At 59.1% G+C, this 23,566-nt stretch carries 20 protein-coding genes; 9 read left to right on the forward strand and 11 right to left on the reverse strand.

Annotated features, from left to right (window positions below; genetic code table 11):
- Positions 1-16 precede the first annotated feature (16 nt).
- The 6 genes from ACXAGD_RS11020 to ACXAGD_RS11045 form a co-directional block, all read right to left on the reverse strand.
- Positions 17-1,159, reverse strand: coding sequence for an MFS transporter (locus ACXAGD_RS11020; protein ID WP_475210546.1), 1,143 nt, complete (start codon positions 1,157-1,159; stop codon positions 17-19).
- Between the two features lie 69 nt (positions 1,160-1,228).
- Positions 1,229-2,506: a DUF3422 family protein gene (locus ACXAGD_RS11025; RefSeq protein WP_475210550.1), complete on the reverse strand. Its 1,278-nt coding sequence runs from the start codon at positions 2,504-2,506 to the stop codon at positions 1,229-1,231.
- A gap of 107 nt (positions 2,507-2,613) precedes the next feature.
- Positions 2,614-2,970 (reverse strand): VOC family protein, encoded by a 357-nt coding sequence (locus tag ACXAGD_RS11030; RefSeq protein WP_475210552.1) that lies wholly within the window; start codon positions 2,968-2,970, stop codon positions 2,614-2,616.
- A gap of 153 nt (positions 2,971-3,123) precedes the next feature.
- Positions 3,124-4,575, reverse strand: a complete 1,452-nt coding sequence (locus ACXAGD_RS11035; protein WP_475210553.1) for an NAD(P)(+) transhydrogenase (Re/Si-specific) subunit beta — start codon at positions 4,573-4,575, stop codon at positions 3,124-3,126.
- A gap of 13 nt (positions 4,576-4,588) precedes the next feature.
- Positions 4,589-6,160: a Re/Si-specific NAD(P)(+) transhydrogenase subunit alpha gene (locus tag ACXAGD_RS11040; RefSeq protein ID WP_475210555.1), complete on the reverse strand. Its 1,572-nt coding sequence runs from the start codon at positions 6,158-6,160 to the stop codon at positions 4,589-4,591.
- Between the two features lie 129 nt (positions 6,161-6,289).
- The gene (locus ACXAGD_RS11045; protein WP_475210557.1) at positions 6,290-6,739 is read right to left on the reverse strand and encodes a methyltransferase family protein; all 450 of its coding nucleotides are present in this window, start codon (positions 6,737-6,739) and stop codon (positions 6,290-6,292) included.
- A 172-nt stretch (positions 6,740-6,911) separates the two neighbouring features.
- Here ACXAGD_RS11045 and kynU point away from each other — a divergent pair, with 172 nt between their 5' ends.
- The gene (gene kynU / locus ACXAGD_RS11050) at positions 6,912-8,105 is read left to right on the forward strand and encodes a kynureninase (protein ID WP_475210559.1); all 1,194 of its coding nucleotides are present in this window, start codon (positions 6,912-6,914) and stop codon (positions 8,103-8,105) included.
- Here the strand turns inward: kynU and ACXAGD_RS11055 are convergent.
- A complete protein-coding gene (locus tag ACXAGD_RS11055; protein ID WP_475210561.1) occupies positions 8,098-8,676 on the reverse strand; it encodes a TetR/AcrR family transcriptional regulator in 579 nt (192 codons plus the stop codon). The genes kynU and ACXAGD_RS11055 overlap by 8 nt on opposite strands.
- Positions 8,677-8,775: 99 nt before the next feature.
- Between ACXAGD_RS11055 and ACXAGD_RS11060 the strand changes: the two genes are divergently transcribed.
- Positions 8,776-9,240, forward strand: a complete 465-nt coding sequence (locus tag ACXAGD_RS11060) for a (2Fe-2S)-binding protein (RefSeq protein WP_475210563.1) — start codon at positions 8,776-8,778, stop codon at positions 9,238-9,240.
- Positions 9,241-9,243: 3 nt separating this feature from the next.
- Entirely contained in the window at positions 9,244-11,484 is a 2,241-nt protein-coding gene (locus tag ACXAGD_RS11065; protein ID WP_475210565.1) for a xanthine dehydrogenase family protein molybdopterin-binding subunit, read from the forward strand.
- 46 nt (positions 11,485-11,530) lie between these two features.
- On the opposite strand, the gene ACXAGD_RS11070 is transcribed toward ACXAGD_RS11065, so the two are convergent.
- The 3 genes from ACXAGD_RS11070 to ACXAGD_RS11080 all read right to left on the reverse strand — a co-directional run bounded on the left by ACXAGD_RS11070 (position 11,531) and on the right by ACXAGD_RS11080 (position 15,114).
- On the reverse strand, positions 11,531-12,310 hold the full coding sequence (locus ACXAGD_RS11070) for a gamma-glutamyl-gamma-aminobutyrate hydrolase family protein (RefSeq protein WP_475210568.1): 780 nt from the start codon (positions 12,308-12,310) through the stop codon (positions 11,531-11,533).
- Positions 12,311-12,531: 221 nt separating this feature from the next.
- Positions 12,532-12,957, reverse strand: a complete 426-nt coding sequence (locus tag ACXAGD_RS11075) for a GlcG/HbpS family heme-binding protein (RefSeq protein ID WP_475210570.1) — start codon at positions 12,955-12,957, stop codon at positions 12,532-12,534.
- 24 nt (positions 12,958-12,981) lie between these two features.
- Positions 12,982-15,114 (reverse strand): malate synthase G, encoded by a 2,133-nt coding sequence (locus tag ACXAGD_RS11080; protein ID WP_475210572.1) that lies wholly within the window; start codon positions 15,112-15,114, stop codon positions 12,982-12,984.
- Between the two features lie 206 nt (positions 15,115-15,320).
- Between ACXAGD_RS11080 and pepN the strand changes: the two genes are divergently transcribed.
- The 6 genes from pepN to ACXAGD_RS11110 all read left to right on the forward strand — a co-directional run bounded on the left by pepN (position 15,321) and on the right by ACXAGD_RS11110 (position 23,202).
- Complete coding sequence (gene pepN, locus ACXAGD_RS11085; RefSeq protein WP_475210573.1) at positions 15,321-17,873, forward strand: aminopeptidase N; 2,553 nt, start codon at positions 15,321-15,323, stop codon at positions 17,871-17,873.
- Complete coding sequence (locus tag ACXAGD_RS11090) at positions 17,870-18,298, forward strand: hypothetical protein (protein WP_475210575.1); 429 nt, start codon at positions 17,870-17,872, stop codon at positions 18,296-18,298. The genes pepN and ACXAGD_RS11090 overlap by 4 nt, the downstream gene beginning before the upstream one ends.
- Positions 18,299-18,429: 131 nt before the next feature.
- Entirely contained in the window at positions 18,430-19,689 is a 1,260-nt protein-coding gene (locus ACXAGD_RS11095; protein WP_475210577.1) for a hypothetical protein, read from the forward strand.
- A 70-nt stretch (positions 19,690-19,759) separates the two neighbouring features.
- Positions 19,760-21,271, forward strand: a complete 1,512-nt coding sequence (gene gatB / locus ACXAGD_RS11100; RefSeq protein ID WP_475210580.1) for an Asp-tRNA(Asn)/Glu-tRNA(Gln) amidotransferase subunit GatB — start codon at positions 19,760-19,762, stop codon at positions 21,269-21,271.
- A 142-nt stretch (positions 21,272-21,413) separates the two neighbouring features.
- Entirely contained in the window at positions 21,414-21,821 is a 408-nt protein-coding gene (locus tag ACXAGD_RS11105; protein ID WP_475210582.1) for a DUF4177 domain-containing protein, read from the forward strand.
- A gap of 40 nt (positions 21,822-21,861) precedes the next feature.
- A complete protein-coding gene (locus ACXAGD_RS11110; protein WP_475210584.1) occupies positions 21,862-23,202 on the forward strand; it encodes a hypothetical protein in 1,341 nt (446 codons plus the stop codon).
- A 6-nt stretch (positions 23,203-23,208) separates the two neighbouring features.
- On the opposite strand, the gene ACXAGD_RS11115 is transcribed toward ACXAGD_RS11110, so the two are convergent.
- Complete coding sequence (locus ACXAGD_RS11115; protein WP_475210586.1) at positions 23,209-23,463, reverse strand: BolA family protein; 255 nt, start codon at positions 23,461-23,463, stop codon at positions 23,209-23,211.
- Positions 23,464-23,566: the final 103 nt, after the last annotated feature.

Here is a 23,566-nt window from a genome sequence, read left to right on the forward strand (position 1 = left end):
GCGTGCATTCGAGGCGTCAATCCAAAGGCGCAGGCCGCAGCGCGCCGGACAACAGGACAATCAGTACGGCCAAAGGCAGCAAGGCCGTGAACGCCAGTCGTAATGTAAGCATCTCTGCCAGAAACCCAATAAGCGGCGGGCCGATCAGCAGCCCTCCGTAGCCAAGCGTCGCAACGCTGGCAATGGCCTGTCCCGGTGGCACGTTTGGGTCATTGGCCGCCCGGCTGAAGGCCAGCGGCATGATGACAGCGTAACCGACCCCCATCAGCGCAAAGCCTGCCAGCGCCAGTCCAGGACCGGCCGCCGACACAACGCCAAACACACCCAAAGCCGCGCAAACACCGCCGAACCGGGCGGTGGCAACAGGGCCAAAGCGCGCAATGACAAAGCCGCCGGCCAGCCGGAAAGCCACCATAGTCACCGAAAAAACGGCGTACCCAAGGGCCGCGATGCTCTCGGTTGCTCCGGTCACATCGCGTAAGAAAATAGCACTCCAATCCGCCACGGCGCCTTCGCCCAGCGCCCCGCATAGGGCGGTAAAACCCACAAGGATCAGCGCACCAGAAGGCAAGGCGAAAACCGCGCCCCCATGCGACGCAGCCTTGCGGGACGACCAGCGCACCCAGGACAGAGCCAGCGCCAAAGCAACAACAACTCCGCCGGCCAGCAAAAAGTGCTGCATCACCGTCAGCCCCATCTGCACCGCGCCATACCCGCTGAGCGCGCCCAGCCCGGCCCCTAGGCTCCACATCGCGTGGAACGAAGACATGACCGGCTTGCGATAGGCCTGCTCGACCTCAGCAGCCCATGCGTTCATCGCCACGTCCATTGATCCGTGAAAAGCCCCGAACACGAATAGGAATGCCGCCAGTGTCCAGAACCCATCGGCCATGGCCAGCAGGATCAGCGACAGCGTGTAGAGAACCGCGATGACACGCGTCAGAACCACTGCGCCAAACCGATCAGTCAGCCGCCCGGTCACCGGAAACGAACACACTGCCCCTGCCGCCATGAACAAGAGGCCATAGCCCAACGCCTCATGCGTCAGGTCCAGTCGGTCACGCACAGCGGGGATACGAGACGCCCAGATGCCGAACAGCGCACCGTTGAGGATGAACATGGCAGCCACGGCCCGCCACGCGGCCACAAGTCCGATCACCGGGTTTCCTTTGCAGACGGCGTCAATCGCCCCAGTTCTACAGTCTGTGGCCAGATTGGCAAATGCAGTTCATTCCAGCCGCTTGCGAACCTGACGGATAAAGAACCAGACTGCCAGCACCACCGGGATCGTCACTGCAGCTGTCAGCATCCCCTTGCTCATCCCTGCTTTGGTCAGAGGGTATAACACATAGCTGACAAGCGAGACGGCATAGTAGCTTATAGCCACAACCGAGAGCCCTTCGACCGTGTGTTGCAGACGCAGGGCCAGATCGGCGCGGCGATCCATGCTTTCCAGCAGCGCCTGGTTCTGCGCGCTGCGCTCCACGTCCACACGCGTTCGCAGCAATTCACCCGCCCGAATGGCCCGGTCAGACAGCGCCTGAAGGCGACGTTCCGTGGCCTTTACGGTGCGCATGGCAGGATCATACCGGCGCATCATGAAATCAGCAAAGCTCTGACGGCCCTCGAACCGCTCTTCCCGCAGCACCTCGATCCGCTGGTTCACGATCGCCTCATAAGCGCCCGTCGCCCCAAACCGGAACGAGCATTGGGCCGAGAGGGTTTCAAGCTCGGTCGAAGTCGAAAGCAGATCGGGCAATAGCTCATCTGGATGGGCCGAATTGTCGGTCATCTGCCCCATCAATCCGGTAAGCCTACTGTCCAACGCGCCGATGCGGGGCGTCAGTTGTTTGACCCGGGCGAACCCCAGCATCGACATCGCCTTGTAAGTTTCGATTTCACACAGACGCTGGATGACACGACCAGTCCTGCGCCGCCCGGTGCCTTTGGTTACGAACAACGCAAACCGCATGTGACCGGCCGGGTCGATGCGGAAATCACAGGCGCAGATGGCGGCATCGTCCAGCACCCTTGCAACGGCCAGGCTTTCGGGCTCGAACCAATCAGCCAGTGACGCCTGTACCGCGCCATCCTCCTGCCGTTCGACCACCCGGATCATGGCCGACGTGACCCGCTGGCCGGGGCTGGCCATCAACCAGTCAGGCGGAAAGACCTCAAAGTCAGCCGGGTTGAAGGCCCGATCACTGACGTTTTGCGTGATCGCTGTGTAGGTGACGAACTCGGTATGCTGCTCCCATTTAAGCCAGTGACGGCCGATCTGCCCTGCATAGTGGGTAGCCTGAGGTTGCGGGTGCTGTGCACCATGCCGATCCAGCAGGGAAATCAGATGAGCCAGATCCTCATCCCGATCCCGCGCTGCCGCAGATTCTGGTTTCTTGATCGCAAGAAAGGCAACGGTGCACGGTGTCCCCGCGACCGGAAAAGGGCGCGCGTGCAGCTCATTGGCCAAAGAATAGCGCAGTGGGTGATCGTCGATGGGCGTCATACAGGGCTCCGATTTATCCAGGCACTATACGGAACATCGAAAATACATCAATTCTCTTTTTATTTCATATACTTACATGGATACAACAGTATACACTTCCCGCTATCTCATTGATTTGGCTGCCACAGCTCAATCGGATTACCCTCAGGGTCGTGAATACGGGCAAACTTTCCAACCTCACTGTCCCATTCTTCGCGGGTTTCAACTGCGATCCCGGCGGCCTGTAATTGCACAATCATCGCGGCCAGATCATCCACTCGGAAATTGATCATCCATTGCTGCTCCGTCCGCCCGAAATACTCGGTGTCCAGCGCGAACGGGGCAAAGACCGTATACCCTTCACGCTGCCTCCAAGGCACCGGGTCATAGTGATTGACCCCAAGGTGTTTTTCGTACCAGGCACTCAGGGCCTCAGGATCGCGCGCGCGAAAGAACACGCCGCCTATACCATTCACTTTCTGCATCACCAGCCTCCCCCGGTTTCGTTATTGCAACAATACTCCGCCCGCTTCATCTGGCCAAAAAGATCTTGGGGGGTTGGGGGGCGAAGCCTCCCAGCCTGAGAAAAAGAAAAGGGCGCCCGCAGGCGCCCTTTGCAATTTGGCTAAACCTGTTGATCAGTCGATCATCGGCAGCAGCTTGTCCAGCGACTGTTTGGCGTCGCCATAGAACATGCGGGTGTTCTCTTTGAAGAACAGCGGGTTTTCGATTCCCGAGTACCCGGTGCCCTGACCACGTTTCGATACAAACACCTGCTTGGCCTTCCAGCATTCCAGAACCGGCATGCCGGCGATGGGGCTGTTCGGATCTTCCTGCGCCGCAGGGTTCACAATGTCGTTCGAGCCGATGACGATGGCCACATCCGTATCCGGGAAGTCGTCGTTGATCTCGTCCATTTCCAGAACGATGTCATACGGAACTTTCGCCTCTGCCAGCAGCACGTTCATGTGCCCCGGCAGACGACCCGCAACGGGGTGGATTGCAAAGCGAACCTCTTTGCCCTTGGCACGCAGTTTGCGAACCAGTTCGCTGACAGACTGTTGTGCCTGTGCAACCGCCATACCGTAGCCCGGAATGATGATCACGCTGTCGGCGTCGTTCAGGGCAGCCGCAACACCATCGGCGTCGATGGCAACCTGCTCACCTTCAACGGCCATCTGCTCACCCTGCGGGCCGCCAAAGCCGCCCAGGATCACGCTGACAAAGTGACGGTTCATCGCCTTACACATGATGTAGGACAGGATCGCACCGGACGAACCCACCAGCGCACCAACCACGATCAGCAGGTCGTTGCCCAGCGAGAAGCCGATAGCGGCAGCCGCCCAACCCGAATAGCTGTTCAGCATCGACACAACCACCGGCATATCGGCACCGCCGATGCCCATGATCAGGTGATAGCCGATGAACAGCGCCGCCAGAGTCATAAGGAACAGTGGGAAGAAGCCGCCCGAAGCAGTGTACCAGATCAGACAGATCAGCGAGAGACCCGCAGCCGCCGCGTTCAGCGCATGGCCGCCGGGCAGTTTGGTCGCCGCCGAGGTCACCTTGCCCGCCAGCTTGCCGTAGGCCACGACCGATCCGGTAAAGGTGATCGCACCGATAAAGATGCCCAGGAACAGTTCGACGTGCAGAATGCCCAGCTCTGCCGGGGTTTTCTTGGCGATCAGCTGGGCGAAATCACCCAAGCCTGACAGTTCGACCTCTTTCGCGGCATCCGCGATGGCAAAGACCTCGGCAACATTCTGGATCTCAAAATGCGCGTTGAAGCCCACAAATACAGCCGCCAGACCAACCAACGAGTGCATCGCGGCCACCAGCTGCGGCATCTCGGTCATCTGGACGCGCTGCGCCACATACTGGCCGATAAAGCCACCACCTGCGATCAGCAGCAGCGACAGCAGCCACAGCCCGGAACCCGGGCCAACCAGCGTGGCGAAGACCGCCAGCGCCATACCGACGATACCGTACCAGACGGCGCGTTTGGCGCTTTCCTGGTTCGACAGACCGCCGAGCGAGAGAATGAACAGAACAGCCGCAACAACGTAAGCGGCAGTGGTAAAGCCTTCCATCTACCCGGCCTCCTTAAGATTTCTGGAACATGGCGAGCATGCGCCGGGTGACAAGAAAGCCGCCGAAGATGTTGATTCCGGCCATGAATACAGACAGCGCCGCCAACAGGATCACAAGAAATGACCCCGACCCGATCTGCATCAACGCACCAACGATAATGATCGACGAGATCGCGTTGGTGATCGCCATCAGCGGAGTGTGCAGCGAATGCGAAACATTCCAGATCACCTGGAAGCCCACAAAGATCGCCAGCACAAAGACGATGAAGTGCTGCATGAAGCTGGCCGGAGCGATCAGGCCCACCAGCAGCATCAGCACCCCGCCAACACCCAGCAGGGTGAACTGCTGCTTGGTCTGCGCCTTGAAGGCTGCGATCTCTTGCGCCCTCTTCTCTTCCGGGGTCAGCTCTTTGACTTCTGGTTTCTTCTGCGCCGCAATCGCCTGAACCTTGGGAGGTGGCGGCGGGAAGGTGATCTCACCTTCATGAGTCACGGTCGCGCCACGGATCACGTCATCTTCCATGTCGTGATTGATCTGACCGTCCTTTTCGGGCGTCAGGTCAGTCATCATATGACGGATGTTGGTCGCATACAAAGACGAAGATTGCGCCGCCATCCGGCTGGGGAAGTCGGTATAGCCGATGATCGTCACACCATTGTCCGTGACAATCTTTTCGTCCGGCACGGTCAGCTTGCAGTTGCCGCCCTTTTCCGCCGCAAGGTCCACGATGACCGAGCCCGGCTTCATGCTTTCGACCATGTCCTTGGTCCAAAGCTCGGGCGCTTCGCGGTTCGGGATCAGGGCAGTGGTAATGACGATGTCCATCTCCGGAGCAAGCTCGCGGAATTTGGCCAGCTGCGCGTTGCGAAACTCTTCCGACTGGACCGAAGCATAACCGCCGGTGGCCGCACCATCCTGCTGGTCTTCTTCAAAGTCCAGATAGACGAACTCCGCCCCCATGGATTCGACCTGCTCGGCCACCTCTGGGCGTACATCGAAGGCGTAGGTGATCGCACCCAGCGAGGTCGAAGTACCAATCGCCGCCAGACCAGCCACACCGGCCCCCACGATCAGCACTTTGGCAGGCGGCACCTTACCGGCAGCTGTCACCTGACCAGTGAAGAAGCGACCGAAGTTGTTGCCTGCCTCAATCACCGCGCGATAACCAGCGATGTTGGCCATTGAGGACAGCGCGTCCATCTTCTGAGCGCGGCTGATACGCGGCACCATCTCCATCGCGATGACGTTAGCACCCTTGGACTTGGCCAACTCCATGCCTTCTTCGTTGCCCGCAGGGTTGAAGAAGGAAATCAGGGTCTTGCCCTTTGTCAAACGCTTCAGCTCTGTCTCGGTGGGAATCCGGACTTTTGCAATGATATCAGAGTTTTTCCACAGCGACGCGGCGGTTTTTACGATCTCAACGCCCGCTGCCTCGTAGGCCGCATCCGAAAAGCCAGCGGCAGCACCCGCCCCTTTTTCGATGGCGCATTCATAGCCCAGTTTCTGCAACTGCACGGCAGAATCCGGGGTCATCGCGACCCGGTTTTCACCGTCCAGTATTTCTTTTGGTGTGCCTATCTTCACTGGCAGTCCCCCTGATTTTCACTCAATCCGAGCGCGTGGTCGGTTATGTTTGTTAAGCAAACATGTATCCTGCGCAACATTATTTCGCAAGCGCAGCATTTATTACGTAGTGTCATGACGCTGGTCACCTTAAATCCACCGGCGAGTCTTACGTTCATACCGGGCGAAATCTGCGCGAAACGTACGGCGCAGGCGGTCTTCTTCGGGCAGTATGAAGCGGCGTTCCAGAACCCATACGAATACAGGAATCAAAAGCAGAGACAACACTGCATCGAACCGCAGAACCAGACCGGCCAGGATCAAAACATCGCCGACATAGATCGGGTTTCGGCTGCGGGTATAAATGCCTGATTGCACCAACGAAGACGGCGTTTCATGCGGGATGACCGTTGTCTTGTGGCGGCGGAACTCAACTACAGCCAGAACCGCGAACAGGATACCACCACCGATCAGAATTCCGCTCAGCAGGTCAGTCAGGCCACTGTCCAGGGACAGCCCCAACGAAAAGTAGCGTGCCTGAAGCCAAGCCATCACAGCAAACCCGATAAGCCAGACAGGCGGTATGTCGATCCGGCGCATGTTCATTCCCCGCAGTTGACGAAGCGTAAAGCCATGTCGCTTCTGGGAGCTTTCCTATCGCTTTCGGAACAGATTGGCAAAAGCTCAGGTTGTCGCATGAATGGACAGGCAATTGCCGATCGGATAGGCCGAAGACAACCAACTAACCGTGACACAAACGGGTGAGCACAAGATGACCGATTTTGCCGCGACCAAAGCCATGTTTTATCTGCCCGAGGGCATCATTTACCTTGACGGCAACTCATTGGGGCCGCTGCCGCGCGCGGCCAGCGACCGGGTAAATGACATGCTGGTCGACGAATGGGGTCAGATGCTGATCACCGGTTGGAACAAGGCCGGGTGGATGGCGCTGCCAACCGGGCTGGGCGACCGCATTGGCCGCCTGATCGGCGCGAAGCCCGGCACGGTAATCACCGGCGACACCCTGTCGATCAAAGTCTATCAGGCCGTGGCCTCGGCCCTTGAACTGTGCCCGGACCGCAAGGTTGTACTGTCGGACAACGGCAACTTCCCCTCGGACCTTTACATGGTGGATGGCTTGTTGCGCTCGCTTGGACCCGATTACGAATTGCGGGTCGTCGCTCCCGAGGATGTCGCCGCCCATATCACCGAAGATGTCGCCGTTCTGATGCTGACCGAGGTCGATTACCGCAGTGGCCGGATGCACGACATGAAAGCGCTGACCGAACTGGCCCACGCCAATGGGTCGGTGACCGTCTGGGATCTGGCCCATTCCGCAGGCGCAATCCCGGTGGACCTGTCCGGTTGCAATGCCGATTTTGCCGTGGGCTGCACGTATAAGTACCTGAACGGCGGCCCGGGTGCACCTGCGTTCATCTACATAGCCCCGCGTTTGGCGGACCGCGTACGCCCCGCTCTGTCCGGCTGGCTGGGGCACGAGGCACCCTTTGCCTTCGATCTGGACTACCGTCCCGGCAGCGGGATCGAGAGGATGCGGGTCGGTACTCCGCCGATCATCCAGATGACCGCTTTGTCGGCAGCGATGGATATCTGGGACATGGCAGACATGGCGGATGTGCGCGCCAAATCCATCGAACTGACCGAGCTGTTCATTGCTCGCGTCGAGGCCGCCTGCCCCGAACTGCAACTGGCCAGCCCGCGCGATCCCAAATTGCGTGGCAGTCAGGTTTCGTTCCGGTTTGCAGAGGGGTACGCCGCCATGCAGGCCCTGATCGCCCGTGGTGTGATCGGAGATTTCCGTGCACCCGATATCATGCGGTTCGGGTTCACGCCGCTTTACATCGATGAACAGGACGTGGAAGGCGCGGTCGAGATCCTGACCGACATCATGCAGAACCGTTTGTGGGACGCCCCGGAATACAAGGTGCGACAGCGGGTTACCTGACCTCAAGTCCCGCGCCGATTAACGCGGCGATCTGCGCCACCTGCTGCTCATAGACCTCGGCGCCTGCGCCGATCAGTTTGAGCCCTTTGAGCGTGGCTGTGATCGTTCGACCGGTCTCGGCCGCTTCGGTCAGCAGACGCACTCGCCCGGCCTGAGCTTGTTGCGTCAACCAATCGGCGTAAAGTCCCGCCAGTTTGGCTTCGCCTTCCGAGATGACATCGGCGGCCATAGACTTGGTATTGTCCAACATCTCAAGCCCGTGGGGCGAGGCCAGGATAACCGTCATCCCCTCGGTCTGGGCCTGTATCGCGCGGGTCAGAACGTCGGGCACTGATCCTGAAGATGCCAGCACCTCAGCGACCGCCGTGCTTTTCTCGGTATAGTAAACCTCGGTCAGCTTGCTGACGATCGCCTCTTTGTTCTTAAAGTGCAGATAGACCGCTGGCCGGGACATTCCCGCCCCGCGCGCTATGTCATCCATCGAGGTTTTTCGAAACCCATAAGTCGCAAAGGCCTGAAACGCAGAATTCAGGATCGCCTTTTGCCGTGAATCGTCAACTGTTTCCGTCATATATGAACTCGTGACAGTTTTTGTTCATTTTGTCAATTGACACACTGACACTTTGAGGCAATTATGTCAGAAACCAGCCACAGCCAAAAGAGGTGCGCCATGGCAACCGCCCTTAAGATCAACGGAAAGCAACATCAGGTTGACCTGCCCGATGACGTCCCCCTGCTTTGGGTATTGCGGGATGAGGTCGGCCTGACCGGAACCAAATTCGGCTGCGGTGTCGCCGCCTGCGGGGCTTGTACCGTGCATATCGATGGTGAGGCCGTGCGGTCCTGTCAGGTTGCGCTGTCGGACGTCTGGGGTGATGTGACTACGATCGAAGGGATGGGATCGCCCGACGCGATGACGACGCTCCAACAGGCTTGGGTCGATCACCAGGTGGCTCAGTGCGGCTACTGCCAGTCAGGCCAGATCATGCAAGCTGCTGCATTACTCGCGGAAAACCCTGCTCCTTCGGACGAAGAAATCGACGACGCCATGCAAGGCAACCTGTGCCGGTGTGGCACCTACCCCCGCATTCGCGCCGCAATCCACGACGCGGCCAGCAAGTTGAAGGAGGCGTAACTGATGGCTTCTGTTGGAAAAATCCTGCGTCGCACTTTCCTGATCGGGTCCGCCGCAATTGTCGGCGGCGTGGCGTTCGGCGCTTATTACGTCAGCCGCCCTGCCGCGAACCCGCTGAAACCCGGTGAGGGCCAGGCGGCGCTCAGCCCGTTTGTGCTGATCGACCAGAACGGTGTGACACTCTTTGCCCCTCGGGCTGAGATGGGCCAAGGGGTCAAAACCACATGGGCTGCTCTGATCGCCGAAGAATTGGACGTGGATCTGGATCAGATCACTGTTCTGCACGGCCCGGCAGCTGCGGCCTACTACAACTCGGCCCTGATGGGGGAAAGCCTGCCCAATAAGGGCTATGATATCTCGGACTTCCAGCACAATCTGGGCGAAGCGTTGGGTATACTCGGCAAAGCGCTGAGCCTGCAGGTCACCGGCGGATCGACCTCAATGAAAGACGGGTTCGAGCGGATGCGTCAGGCCGGAGCCTCGGCCCGTGAGACACTGAAACAAGCCGCGGCGGAACGGCTTGGCGTTGACCGCAGTGAACTGAAAACGGCGTCGGGTCATGTCATTGCCCCGAACGGAGACCAGATCCCCTATACCGAGCTGGCCACTGAAGTTGCCAAGCTTGAGCCGATTGAGGCACGTCTGCGTGACCCGTCCGAATGGCGCTATCTTGGTCAAACCCAGCCGCGTCTGGATATGGTCGAAAAGGCAACCGGGACGGCTGAGTTTGGCGTCGACGTCCGTTTGCCGGGTATGAAATTCGCCGCCCTCCGTATGAACCCAAAGCTGGGCGGTGCAATGAACGGCTATGATGACAGTACGGCAAAAACCATGCCCGGGGTCGAGCAAATCGTCGATCTGGGCACCGGCGTCGCGGTGATCGCCAACAACACATGGCTGGCCAATCAGGCGGTTGAGGCCATAGACGTGGACTGGGGTGACGCCCCCTACCCACCCGACACGGATGGTATCTTTGCCAAGATTGCCGAAGCGTTCGACGACGCCCCGAACTCGACCATGCGGGATGACGGTGATGTCGGCGTGACGCCAGAGGGCGCAACTGAAATCACGGCAGAGTACCGCCTGCCCTACCTGGCCCACGCCACGATGGAGCCCATGAATGCTACCGCGCTTTATACCGGCGACGCGCTGGAACTGTGGTGCGGCAACCAAGCCCCCACCCTGATCCGCTTCCGCGTTGCAAACACCGCCGGTTTGGACACTGAGGCGGTTCAAATCCACACCACCTATTTGGGCGGCGGCTTTGGTCGCCGGGGTGAGTTGGACTTTGGCGAAATCGCCACCAAGGTCGCCATGGCAATGCCCGGCACTCCGGTTCAGACCACTTGGAGCCGTGAAGAGGACATGCGCCACGACTATTTCCGCCCCGGCGCCATCGCCCGGATGCGCGGTGCGGTACAAAACGGCAAGGCAGTGCTGATCGACGGCAAAGTGGCGGCGCAATCCTGCACCCAGCAGGCGGTAACGCGTTACACCGGAATGCCCGGTGCAGGCCCCGATAAGGTGCTGGTCGAAGGCTTCTTCAATCAACCCTACGCGGTGCCGAACTATCGGATGAGCGGCCACATCGCCAAACTTGACGTCCCCGTCGGGTTCTGGCGCTCGGTCGGTAACAGCCATAACGGATTCTTCCATGAAACTTTCATGGATGAAATGGCTCACGCCGCCAGTCAGGACCCGCTGGAATTCCGGCTTGAGCTGATGAAATCCGAGCACGCGCCTTCGGCCGGTTGCCTGGAAGCTGTGAAAGAAATGTCAGGCTGGACCGGTCAGACGCCGGATGGCGTTGGCCGAGGCGTGGCCTTTACCTACAGCTTCGGCACCCCGGTTGCTCAGGTGATCGAAGTTGTCGACGAAGACGGCACCATCCGCATCAACAAGGCATGGATTGCCTGTGACATGGGGCTGGCTCTGGATCCTGAAAACGTCAAAGCGCAGATGTTCGGTGGCATGATCTACGGTCTATCGGCCGCCTGCTATGGCGAGATTACTTTTGACGAAGGCGAGGTCGAGCAATTCAACTTCCCCGACTATGACGCGCTGCGTATGCATACCGCGCCGCAGGTCGAAGTGCGTGTGCTGGAAACGAACCGCCATATGGGTGGCGCAGGGGAGCCCGGCACGCCGCCGTCCATGCCCGCCCTCGGCAACGCGTTGTTCGACCTGACCGGAGAACGCGCCCGCAGTCTACCGCTGATCAACCAGTTCAACCTGCTGGTTTGATCGCGCTGCGCCGGCCCGGACCCTCTCTTGCGGGCCGGCGCGAAATTCACGCTGTTTGTGAAATCAGGTCCGCGTCCGATCCCGTCGCCCAGGCGTTTACGGCTGCGCCAAACGCCTCGAACAAGGGGCGAGAGACCGGATCGTTAATCGCGTCCCATTCAGGGTGCCATTGCACCGACAGGGTAAATCCGGGCGCATCCTTGATATAGATCGCCTCAGGGGTGCCGTCAGGCGCATGCCCATCGATCACAACACGTTGCCCCACCGATTTGATCCCCTGACCATGCAACGTGTTGGTCATCACTTCGGGCGCGCCGAACAGTCTGTGAAATACACCGCCTTCGTCCAACGACACCACGTGGCGCAAGGCGAACTTCTCCTCAAGCGTTCCGTCTGGCGGCATGCGGTGGTTCATCCGCCCCGGCAGGTCGCGGATTTCGGGATAGAGCGTCCCGCCCATCGCCACGTTGACCTCTTGGAACCCGCGGCAGATACCCATGAACGGCTGGCCGCGCTCCACGCAGGCTCGCACCAACGGGAGTGTGATCGCATCCCGCGCCCGATCAAACTCACCATGTGCTTCGGTGGCGTCCTCGCCATATTCCTCGGGGTGCACATTCGGGCGTCCACCGGTCAGCAGGAAGCCGTCGCAGACCTCAAGCAATTCCTCGACTGTGACGTAGCGCGGGTCGGAGGGGATCAACAGCGGCAAACAGTTAGAAACGTTAGCCACGGCTTCGGAATTCATCGTGCCGCCCGCGTGCGTCGGGTATTCATCGTTCATGAGGTAAGAGTTGCCGATGATACCGACGACAGGCCGAGACATTCCGTATTCCTTGCTGATTATTTGGTTAACAGGAAAGCTATCCCCAGCAATGGAAACGTGCAACAGAACACGCCCTGCATGACAGCGCAAGGACGTGTTCAATCACGCACACACCGTTCTAATTCTCGAAACAAATCCGGGACGATGTTTTAGCAACGGCGGAGATTTTGGGATACCTTCCCCAAAAGCCGGCATTACTCACTAGCATAGACTGATGAAAATCAGATTTCTCCGGTCAGACCTGCTGCCTCAATTCCAGTCATTCCAGCAGTCGCATCATTGTCCGAGGTATCGCCAGTCACGCCAATCGCACCAACAATCTCTCCTTTGCGGTCCCGCAGAAGAATACCGCCCGGAACCGGCACGACCTGACCGCCATAGACACCGTTCACGGCGGCCATGAAATAGGCCTGTGCCTCGGCCCGCTGCATTTGTGCGGTACCTGCCATGCCCAACATGACTGAACCATAGGCCTTGCCATGCGCAATTGCGAAACGACCGGGGGCTGCTCCGTCCTCACGCTCGAACGCGATGACGTGGCCGCCTGCGTCCAAAACGACGACGGACAGAGGCTTCAGCTCCATCTCGCGGCCTTTTTCCAGTGTTTTACGAATGATCGTGCGGGCTTTGCGCAGAGTAACTGCCATGATGTGTCCTCTCGTTCTTTGAGGTTAAAGGCTGGCTTTCAGTTCCAGACGGCGGGCGTGCAGAACCGGCTCGGTGTAGCCCGAGGGCTGAATCCGCCCTTTGAATACCAGATCACAGGCGGCCTGAAAGGCGATACCGTCGAAACCCGGTGCCATTGGTCTATAGTCCGTGTCGCCTTCGTTCTGGCGATCCACCACAGCGGCCATTTTGCGCATCGCGGCCATGACCTGTTCTTCTGAGACAATGTCATGGTGCAGCCAGTTGGCCAGTGCCTGGCTGGAGATCCGGCAGGTCGCGCGGTCTTCCATCAGGCCGATATCGTTGATATCGGGCACTTTCGAACAGCCCACGCCCTGATCGACCCAGCGTACGACATAGCCCAGAATGCCTTGCGCATTATTCTCGATCTCACGCGTAATCTCATCATCGCCAATATTGCGCCCCCCCAGCAGCGGGATGGTCAGCAGGTCGTCCAGCGTGCCACGGGCACCACCGGCGGCCAGCTCGTCCTGACGAGCCAGAACGTCGACCTTGTGATAATGCGTCGCGTGCAGGGTCGCGGCCGTCGGCGACGGCACCCAGGCGCAAGTAGCACCGGATTTTGGGTGGCCGATCTTCTGCTCCAACATGTCGCCCATCCGGTCAGGCATCGCCCACATCCCCTTGCCGATCTGCGCTTTGCCTTTCAGACCGCAGGCCAGACCGATATCAACGTTGCGATCCTCATAAGATGCAATCCATGGCGTGTTCTTGATGTCGCCCTTAGGCAGCATCGGACCAGCCTCCATCGACGTATGAATCTCATCGCCAGTCCGATCAAGGAAGCCGGTATTGATGAAGGCCACGCGTGATTTCGCGGCACGGATACATTCCTTGAGGTTGGCCGAAGTGCGGCGTTCCTCATCCATGATGCCTAGCTTCACGGTATTGCGCGGCAGGCCAAGGATGTCTTCTACCATGTCGAATATTTCGACCGAGAACGCCACTTCTTCCGGGCCGTGCATCTTAGGTTTCACCACATAGACCGATCCGGTGACCGAATTGCCACCGTCGCGCTGCAGATCGTGCATGGCGATCAGAGTGGTGCAGAGCGCATCCATTAGGCCCTCACCGATCTCATTGCCCTCAGCGTCCAGAACGGCTGGGTTGGTCATGAGGTGACCTACATTCCGCACCAGCATAAGCGAGCGACCTTTCAGCGTGCCCTGCCCACCAGCGGCAGTGGTGTAGTTCACGTCGCCCGCCAGTTTGCGGGTGAAGGTGCTGCCGGCTTTGGTGACCTCTTCGGTCAGGTCGCCTTTCATCAGGCCCAGCCAGTTGCCGTAAGCCACCACCTTGTCTTCGGCATCAACGCAGGCGACCGAGTCTTCACAGTCCATGATGGTAGATAGGGCCGATTCCAGATAAACATCTGCGATCCCCGCCGGGTCGGAGACACCGATTTCGCTAGAAGGGTCAATCACGATTTTGACGTGCAAGCCGTTGTTCTTCAGCAATACGAACTCTGGTCGCTCTGCAGCCCCGCCAAAGCCTACAAATCGCGCGGCGTCCGACAGCGCAGGCACAAGGGTGCCATTTTCGACCCGCACTTCAGACACATCTGCCCAAGACCCGCTGACCAGAGGCACAGCATCGTCCAGACAACCTTTAGCCCATGCGATCACGCGGGCTCCACGCGCCGTGTCATAGCCTTTGCCAACCGGCAGATCACCCATTGCATCGGTACCGTAGAGCGCATCGTACAGGCTGCCCCAACGCGCATTGGCGGCATTCAACGCAAAGCGTGCATTGGTGATCGGCACAACCAATTGCGGGCCGGGTGTCAGCGCGATCTCAGGGTCAACGTTGGCGGTTTCGATCTGGAAATCTGCGCCGTCATCGACCAGATATCCAATCTCGCGCAGGAAAGCTTGATAAGCGGCGGCGTCATACGCCTGCCCCTTACGCTCCAGATGCCATGTATCGACCTGCCCCTGAATCTTTTCTCGCTTGACCAGCAAAGCACGGTTCTTCGGCCCCATTTCAGCAACCATCCGCGACAGGCCGTTCCAAAACGCATCGGCCGTGACGCCCGTTCCCGGCAGGGCCTTGCTTTCGATAAACTCGGCCAGAACCGTATCGACCTGAAGTCCGCTGCGTGCCTGTCTGCTGCTCATTTGGTGTCTCTCCGCCATTGTGCGCCACTGTATGCCGAAAGCATTTAGGCTGATTGTTTCCGATAGGCAACTTTCGACGCCACGTTCGAACCCTTCGGCATTGCGCGAAGCTGCTTCAAAAACGGCAAGGCAATGAAGCCGCGGTTGCAGCCCCTCGGCGAAGCCCCTAACGTCGCGCCCGAACCAACTTATGCGAGGCCCCCCCGATGCGCGACGCTGCCCCCACGACGATCTACCTGAAAGACTACACGCCGTTCGGCTATCTGGTGGACAGCGTACACCTGACATTCGATCTGGCTGATCACGCAACACGTGTCACCTCTCGCATCGCCTTCCGACCGAACCCTGAAGCCACGGATCGCACCTTTTTCCTGCATGGCGAAGACCTGACCCTGATCCGTGCAGCAATCGACGGGGTCGAGATCACCCCCGAGGTTACCGACAAGGGCCTGACGACCAGCGCCCCCGACGCGCCCTTTGTCTGGGAGGCAGTGGTCGAGATTGACCCCGCCAACAACACGGCACTCGAAGGGCTGTATATGTCGAACGGCATGTACTGCACCCAGTGCGAGGCCGAGGGCTTTCGCAAGATCACATATTACCCTGACCGGCCCGATGTGATGTCCACCTTTACGGTGCGCATCAACGGGGATCTTCCGGTGCTGCTGTCCAACGGCAACCCTACGGGCAAAGGCGAAGGCTGGGCTGAATGGACCGACCCCTGGCCCAAACCTGCCTATCTGTTTGCTCTAGTCGCTGGCGACCTGATCGCCCATCCCGGCCAGTTCACCACCATGTCCGGCCGTGAGGTAGAACTGAACCTCTGGGTCCGTCCGGGGGACGAGGGCAAATGTGCCTTTGGCATGGAAGCGCTGAAGAAATCGATGAAATGGGACGAGGACGTTTATGGCCGCGAATACGATTTGGACGTGTTCAACATCGTTGCCGTGGACGATTTCAACATGGGCGCGATGGAAAACAAGGGGCTGAATATCTTCAACTCATCGGCTGTACTGGCCAGCCCCGAAACCTCGACCGACGCCAATTTCGAACGGATCGAAGCGATCATCGCGCATGAGTATTTCCACAATTGGACCGGCAACCGCATCACCTGCCGCGACTGGTTTCAGCTGTGTCTGAAAGAGGGTCTGACCGTCTTTCGCGACGCGCAGTTCACTTCTGACATGCGCTCGGCCTCGGTGAAACGCATCCAGGACGCCATCGATCTGCGCGCACGGCAGTTCCCCGAGGACAACGGGCCGCTCTCGCATCCTGTCCGGCCGGAAAGCTTTCAGGAGATCAACAACTTCTACACCGCCACCGTCTATGAAAAAGGCGCCGAGGTGATCGGCATGCTGAAACGCCTGGTTGGTGACGAAGCTTATGCCAAGGCACTCGAACTGTATTTCGACCGCCATGACGGGCAGGCCTGCACCATCGAAGACTGGATCAAGGTGTTCGAGGACACGACGGGCCGCGATCTGACCCAATTCAAACGCTGGTACAGCCAGTCCGGCACGCCGCGTGTGTCCGTGACCGAGGAGTATGCAGACGGAACCTATACTCTGACCCTATCGCAGCGTACCGAGCTGACACCCGGTCAGTCCGAAAAACTGCCGCAGGTGATCCCAGTCGCCGTAGGCCTGTTGGGCGCTAACGGAGATGAAGTCCTCGCGACCAAGATTTTGGAATTGACCGAGGCCGAGCAGCGCTTTGAATTCTCCGGGCTTGCCGCCAAACCGGTGGCCTCGATCCTGCGCGACTTCTCGGCGCCGATCATTCTGGAGCATGACCACACGGATGCAGAACGCGCCTTTCTGCTGGCCCATGACACCGACCCGTTCAACCGCTGGCAGGCCGGGCGGTCGCTGGCCGAAGACACGTTGCTGCGCATGATCCGCGAAGACCGCGCCCCAGGCACCGACTATCTGGACGGCATTCTGGCGGTGCTGCGTGACGGTGATCTGGACCCGGCTTATCGCGCGCTGATGCTGGGCCTGCCGACGCAATCCGAACTGGCCGCCGCGCTGTTCGATGCTGGAGAGACCCCCGACCCGATGGTGATCTGGCGCGCCGTGGAAACCCTGCGGCAGGCAACAGCGCAACATGTGCAGGACCTGTTGCCCCGGCTGCACAGCGAAACCCTGATCGACGCGCCGTTCAGCCCCGATGCCGATCAGGCCGGCAAACGTTCGCTAAGTGGTGCGGCGCTGTACCTGACATCTCGGCTGGATGGTGGTGCCAAAGCCGCCGAGGAATATGCAGCCGCCGACAATATGACCCACCAGTTGACTGCCCTCTCGTGTCTGCTGCGTGCTGGGGCTGGCCAGCAGGAACTGTCTGCGTTCTATGGCCAGTGGCAGCATGATCGGCTGGTCATGGACAAGTGGTTTGGCCTACAGGTCACCACCGCCGGCCCCGAGGCCACAGCGGGAATTGCGCGCGCTCTGACCGAGCACGCTGACTTCAATTGGAAGAACCCCAACCGCTTCCGCGCTGTTATGGGGGCGCTGGCAATGAATCATGCTGGATTCCATAACGCCGACGGGGCCGGATATGCGCTGCTGGCGGATTGGCTGATCCGGCTAGACCCGGTGAACCCGCAGACAACGGCGCGGATGTGTACGGCGTTCCAGACATGGAAGCGCTATGATGCCGACCGACAGGATCTGATCCGAGCCCAACTGACCCGCATCGCCGAAACGCCGGACCTGTCGCGCGATACCACCGAAATGGTAACCCGAATCCTCGGCGCATGACCCCGTTCACCTTCACGCGCCACAATCGGACGCCACGTACGATCCTGATCCTGATCTTTGTCTACGCGGCGCTGGCGGCCTTGCTGATCCTGTTCGATGCCGCATGGTGGCTGGTCGGGTTACTGACCCTGTCCACCCTGCCCGCCCTGTGGGACGTCGCGCACGGCACCCGCGCTGGGATGACGCTGGATCCCGACCGGATACGGTGGTTTTCGGGCAAGCGCGAGGCTGAGGTCCCGCTGGCGGATATAGACTACGTCCGGTTCGACACCCGCTGGGACTTCTCGGTCCGAGTCTCTCTGGTTCTGGCATCGGGCAAGCGGATTCGGCTGCCTGACGAGGCCACACCGCCCCACAAAGAGTTCGAAAATACGCTGCAACAGGCCGGATTCCGAGTTGAACGGCATCATTTCAACGTTTTCTGAAACAATGTGTCCCAAAGAGAACCATTCCACCGGCGCACTCCCTCACACCCGGCAAAAAGCTTGAATTTGAGGTAAATTTCAGTCAAAACTGCAAGCTAGCCTACCTTTTTGTTTCGGTTTCGAGTTTTACCATGTTTCGGTTTTTCAGGGCACGTCAGGCCCGATCTTCTCTGTCTTCCCGTCAATTCACGCAGAACCTGCGCGCAGCCGATTGCGCCGTAACGGCCGGTCTGCCGGACAGGGGGCAACTGAATATTCCGCTGGCCCGGACCTGTGCCGGGGATCTGATTGGACGCGACACCATTCAACATGGGCGCATGCTGGCCAGACAGGACCGCTGGGCTGATCTGTCCCGTCAGATGCGCGTCGCAGACGAAGCTCGCGCCACCGCACCCGACGGGACGCCGATCGCGGATTTGCTTGCCTTTGGAGCCCGGTCCGACGTTGTTTTGGCGGTGGAACATGCGCTGTCTGATGGAACCGCCTTGTCCGAGTATGACCTGCTGGGTGGTATCTCCGAGCTGGAAGACGAAATGCGGGCGCATCCCGACGATCCGATGATCGCGCTGGTAGTCGCGCTGACGCATATCGACCTGGCTTGGGCGTGGCGCGGAACGGCGACCGATGCCACACTGCCGCCGCTGCACCGGTCCCGCTGTGCCGCGCATTTCGACCGGGCCGCAGCCCTATTGCCGAAGTGCCTTGCGGCTGCGCCGGACAGCCCGTTGGTTGCTGCAGCCCGTTGCGCCCTGCTCGCTGGCCAGCGGAAGACCGACCTGCGCGTGGGGGATGAATACGAGCGGCTGATCACGCTGGACCCGCATAACCAACGCCATATGCGGTCGATGGGCACTCATCTCCTGCCACGCTGGTTCGGCAGCTATGAAGAGCTTGAGGTTCAGGCGTTGCGCAACGCGGCCCGCACCCAAGACGTCTGGGGCGCCGGTGGGTACACATGGGTGCAATTCGATGCCATCGCTCTGGATGACGAGGCCTGCGCGCGGCTGGACGTCGAGTATTTTCTGGAAGGCCTGAACGACATTCTGCACCGCCGCCCGGATCAGCAGACCGTCAATATGCTGTCAGCCTATTGCGCCATCACGATTCAGAACGGGTTGGGCCTGAACGAACAGGCCGATCTGGCGCGCTCGCAAATTCACGAAGCCGCAAACTGGCTGATCCGCGATCACATGACAGAGCTGCATCCGCTGATCTGGGCGCATGCCGCAAGCGGGTTCAACAACTCGGTCCGCATCAACTCGGCCGAGCGGTTTGCAGCCCGTGGTCAACGTCAGGCCCTGCGTGCTATTGGCGATCTGTTCCGCGAAGAACTGCGCAGCGGCATGGACGTGACATTCACACCGTCGGGCCTGCGCCTGTCCGAGCACTGATTCCCCCTTGCCCCTAGCCCCTGCCGGGCCTAATACGCAGGCTTAGACTTCTGCGGAAATGAGGCGCGCCATGCTCGACCTGACATACGAAATGCCCAAACCCAAAACCATTGCCGGGGCCAAACACGATTGGGAACTGGTGATTGGGATGGAGGTGCACGCTCAGGTCTCATCCAATTCCAAGCTGTTTTCGGGCGCGTCGACCCAATTCGGGGCCGAGCCGAACTCGAACGTGGCTTTCGTGGATGCGGCGATGCCGGGGATGCTGCCGGTGATCAACGAATACTGCGTGGAACAAGCGGTGCGCACCGGGCTGGGCCTGAAGGCGGATATCAACCTAAAATCGGCGTTCGACCGCAAGAACTATTTCTACCCCGACCTGCCGCAGGGCTATCAGATTTCCCAGCTCTACCACCCCATCGTGGGCGAAGGTGAAGTGCTGGTTGAAATGGGTGACGGTACCGCACGTATGGTCCGCATCGAACGCATCCATATGGAGCAGGACGCGGGCAAGTCGATCCACGATATGGACCCGCATATGTCCTTCGTCGACTTGAACCGGACCGGTGTCTGCCTGATGGAGATCGTCAGCCGCCCTGACATCCGTGGCCCCGAAGAGGCGGCCGCCTACATTGCCAAGCTGCGCCAGATCATGCGCTATCTGGGCACCTGCGACGGTAACATGCAGAACGGCAACCTGCGCGCGGACGTGAACGTCTCGATTTGTTTGCCGGGTGCTTATGAAAAGTATCAGGAAACACAGGACTTCTCGCATCTGGGCACCCGCTGCGAAATCAAGAACATGAACTCGATGCGCTTTATCCAGCAGGCGATCGAGGTCGAAGCGCGCCGTCAAATCGCCATCGTCGAAGGTGGCGGCAAGGTCGATCAGGAAACCCGCCTATATGATCCGGATAAGGGCGAGACCCGCTCGATGCGGTCCAAGGAAGAAGCGCACGACTACCGCTACTTCCCCGACCCCGACCTGCTGCCACTTGAGATCGAGCAGGCATGGGTAGACGACATCGCTGCCAAGCTGCCAGAATTGCCCGACGACAAGAAGGCACGCTTTATCAGCGGGTTTGGCCTGACCGACTATGACGCTTCGGTTCTGACGGCCGAGGTTGAATCGGCCGCCTATTTCGAAGAGGTCGCCAAAGGCCGTAACGGCAAACTGGCCGCCAACTGGGTCATCAACGAGCTGTTCGGTCGCCTGAAGAAAGAAGATCACGACATCACCGACTCGCCGGTTTCGCCCGCGCAGCTGGGTGCGATCATCGATCTGATTGCATCGGACGCTATCTCGGGCAAGATCGCCAAGGACCTGTTCGAGATCGTCTACACTGAAGGCGGTGATCCGGCTCAGATCGTCGAAGAGCGTGGCATGAAGCAGGTGACTGACACCGGTGCCATTGAGGCCGCCCTGGACGAAATCATCGCCGCGAACCCGGCGCAGGTCGAAAAAGCCAAGGTAAACCCGAAACTGGCAGGCTGGTTCGTCGGTCAGGTGATGAAAGCCACCGGCGGCAAAGCCAACCCGAAGGCGGTCAACGAACTGGTCAGCCAAAAGCTGGGTTCGTAATCCGATCAGGATTTGAATAACAAACGGCGGGGTTTGCGCAAAACCCCGCCGTTTTTCTTTTCCACCGCTTTCCGCGCGATGATGACTTTCCCAAAATCTCCAGCATGTTAGATTGCCGGGAACCGACAACCAGGAAGATCCGATGCAGCGCTACGAATACAAAGTTGTCCCCGCCCCTCAAAAAGGCATTAAGGCCAAGGGCGAGAAAACGGCAGAGGGCCGGTTTGCCGCTTCGGTTGAACAAGTGCTGAACCAGATGGGTCAGGACGGCTGGGAGTATCAGCGCGCCGAGCTTCTGCCCAGCGAGGAACGCGCAGGTCTAACCAGCTCGACCGTCAACTGGCGCAATGTTCTGGTCTTCCGGCGCGAGATTGCGACTGACGTTGTTACGACACCAACCGATGAAAGCACGGCACAGGCAAAGCCTATTCCCGGCCCTGAGCCTGTTCAGGCTCCGGCGCCCATCTCGGAAGAGGTAAAAGAGCCTCCACTTTCGTTGAAAGGGGCTGAAAAAGCGTCCGAGCCGCCCAAGGACGAAAACGCGCCCTAGCATCCCTCAAAGTTTATTTTACAAGAATTTATCAGAACAATTGAAACCAACCTTTTTCTTTTTAACACCCGCAGTGGCTATCTTCCTTTTGGCAAGTGCAGTCGTTGCTGATCCCGTCAAAGACCTGCAGTGTCTAGAAGCTGAGTGGTCTGAAAGTATCGCCGAACTGCAGGAAAACCGCGCGATGGTCTGGCAGTGGATGCACAGCCTTATCAACAGGCCCGATCAGGTTGACTGCAGCGACAAAGACTTTGTCAGCAAAAAACCGGACTGGCTTACACAGCCCGAATACTCTTGGACCTGCCTCAATGGTCAATCCGACCTGACCACGACGCTGAGCTTTCGACTGCCCGACGAAGAACAACGCAATGCCGCCCGCGACGGGCTGGCAGTTCTGGGTAAGATAGACAGGATTTCTAACCCACACGTAACAGGCGCTCTTCAAACAGCGATTGAAGATGTCGCGCAGAAATTTGAAGAAACACTCGTGGAGCTTGAGGCTGCGGGCGTTGCACGTAGAACTAAAAACTCTGCCTTTGCAGAGGCTCCCTCAGAAGAAGCACTTTCAATAAGCGACCTGTTGGTCAATGCTCTTCCCTTGCAAAACAGGTGGGGATTGACCGCCGACCTTGCCTGGACGCCGGCCTCGCCAGAAATCCCAGAGAGCAGGCATGACCTGGCCCGGTCGCAGTTTCTTACCGATTTACGGACCCGGATCGGGAACCTGCGGCACATAGATTACATATTGAAGAGTCTCGAAGAAACGCACCTCGGGCCTGGTATTGCGATGCAAAACGCTTCAGCGGCTTATGCAAGTGCCGTTGCGGTAACTGAGCAAAAAGCTGAGGTCTGGGCTTCCGAAAACCTTGGCATCGCGGCGCGAAGCTTTCGCCTGTTCGGTGAGAAGGTGGATCTACTGCAACGCGACAAGGACAGTATTTCGGTCACCGTCATACGCTCGTGGTCAAAGTCACCGGGGACGGATTGGGATAGCACCACTGACGCGCAATTCGCAGAAGGTGTGAATGAACTGGCGTTCTATTTTCAGCCTCAGCCGGCATTCGAACAGCAAAATTCCGGGAACGGTGATTGCAGGATCACCAATTCCTTCCCGTGCCCGCCGTTCAAAAAATCCAACACAATTCAGAATTTTCTGTCAGACGATTGGAATGAGGGCTGTGGGAATGCGGAAGGGTGTCGTATTACATCGCTCCGCTGGATCAATGATCACATGGCGATACGGACCCGACTGCGCGCAAAAAACGCAGATGCCGCGTACCTTTCCCGGTTTGCGGCAAAGATGCTCACCTTCAGAACCAAAACACTGCTGACCGCCTCTGATCCCGACCCAGAATTCGACCCAGCGCTCGTCTGCAAGTAGCACTGCTCAGGCCCCGATATCCAGCGCCAGTGCGTGAATGCGCGGCACGATATCGCCCAGCGCTTTGTGCACCGCGCGGTGGCAAGCAACGCGGGATTGGCCCTTGAACGCCCTGGCGCGGATGCGGACGTTGAAATGGCTCTCGCCGCCATCCTGATACCCCGCGTGACCACGGTGGCTTTCGCTATCGTCAATGACTTCCAGCTCGCGCGGATCAAAGGCCGCCTGCAGGCGGGTTCGGATTTCGTCAGTCACGCTCATTTTTTCGCTCAGCGGTAAAAATTTTACCGCCCCCCTCTTCTACTTTCGGCTGCTTAGATTAAACTGCTGCCTCCGAGTCGAGAAGATGCGTTCTTAAGGATCA

The organism is Ruegeria sp. ABF4_144, assembly GCF_056160045.1.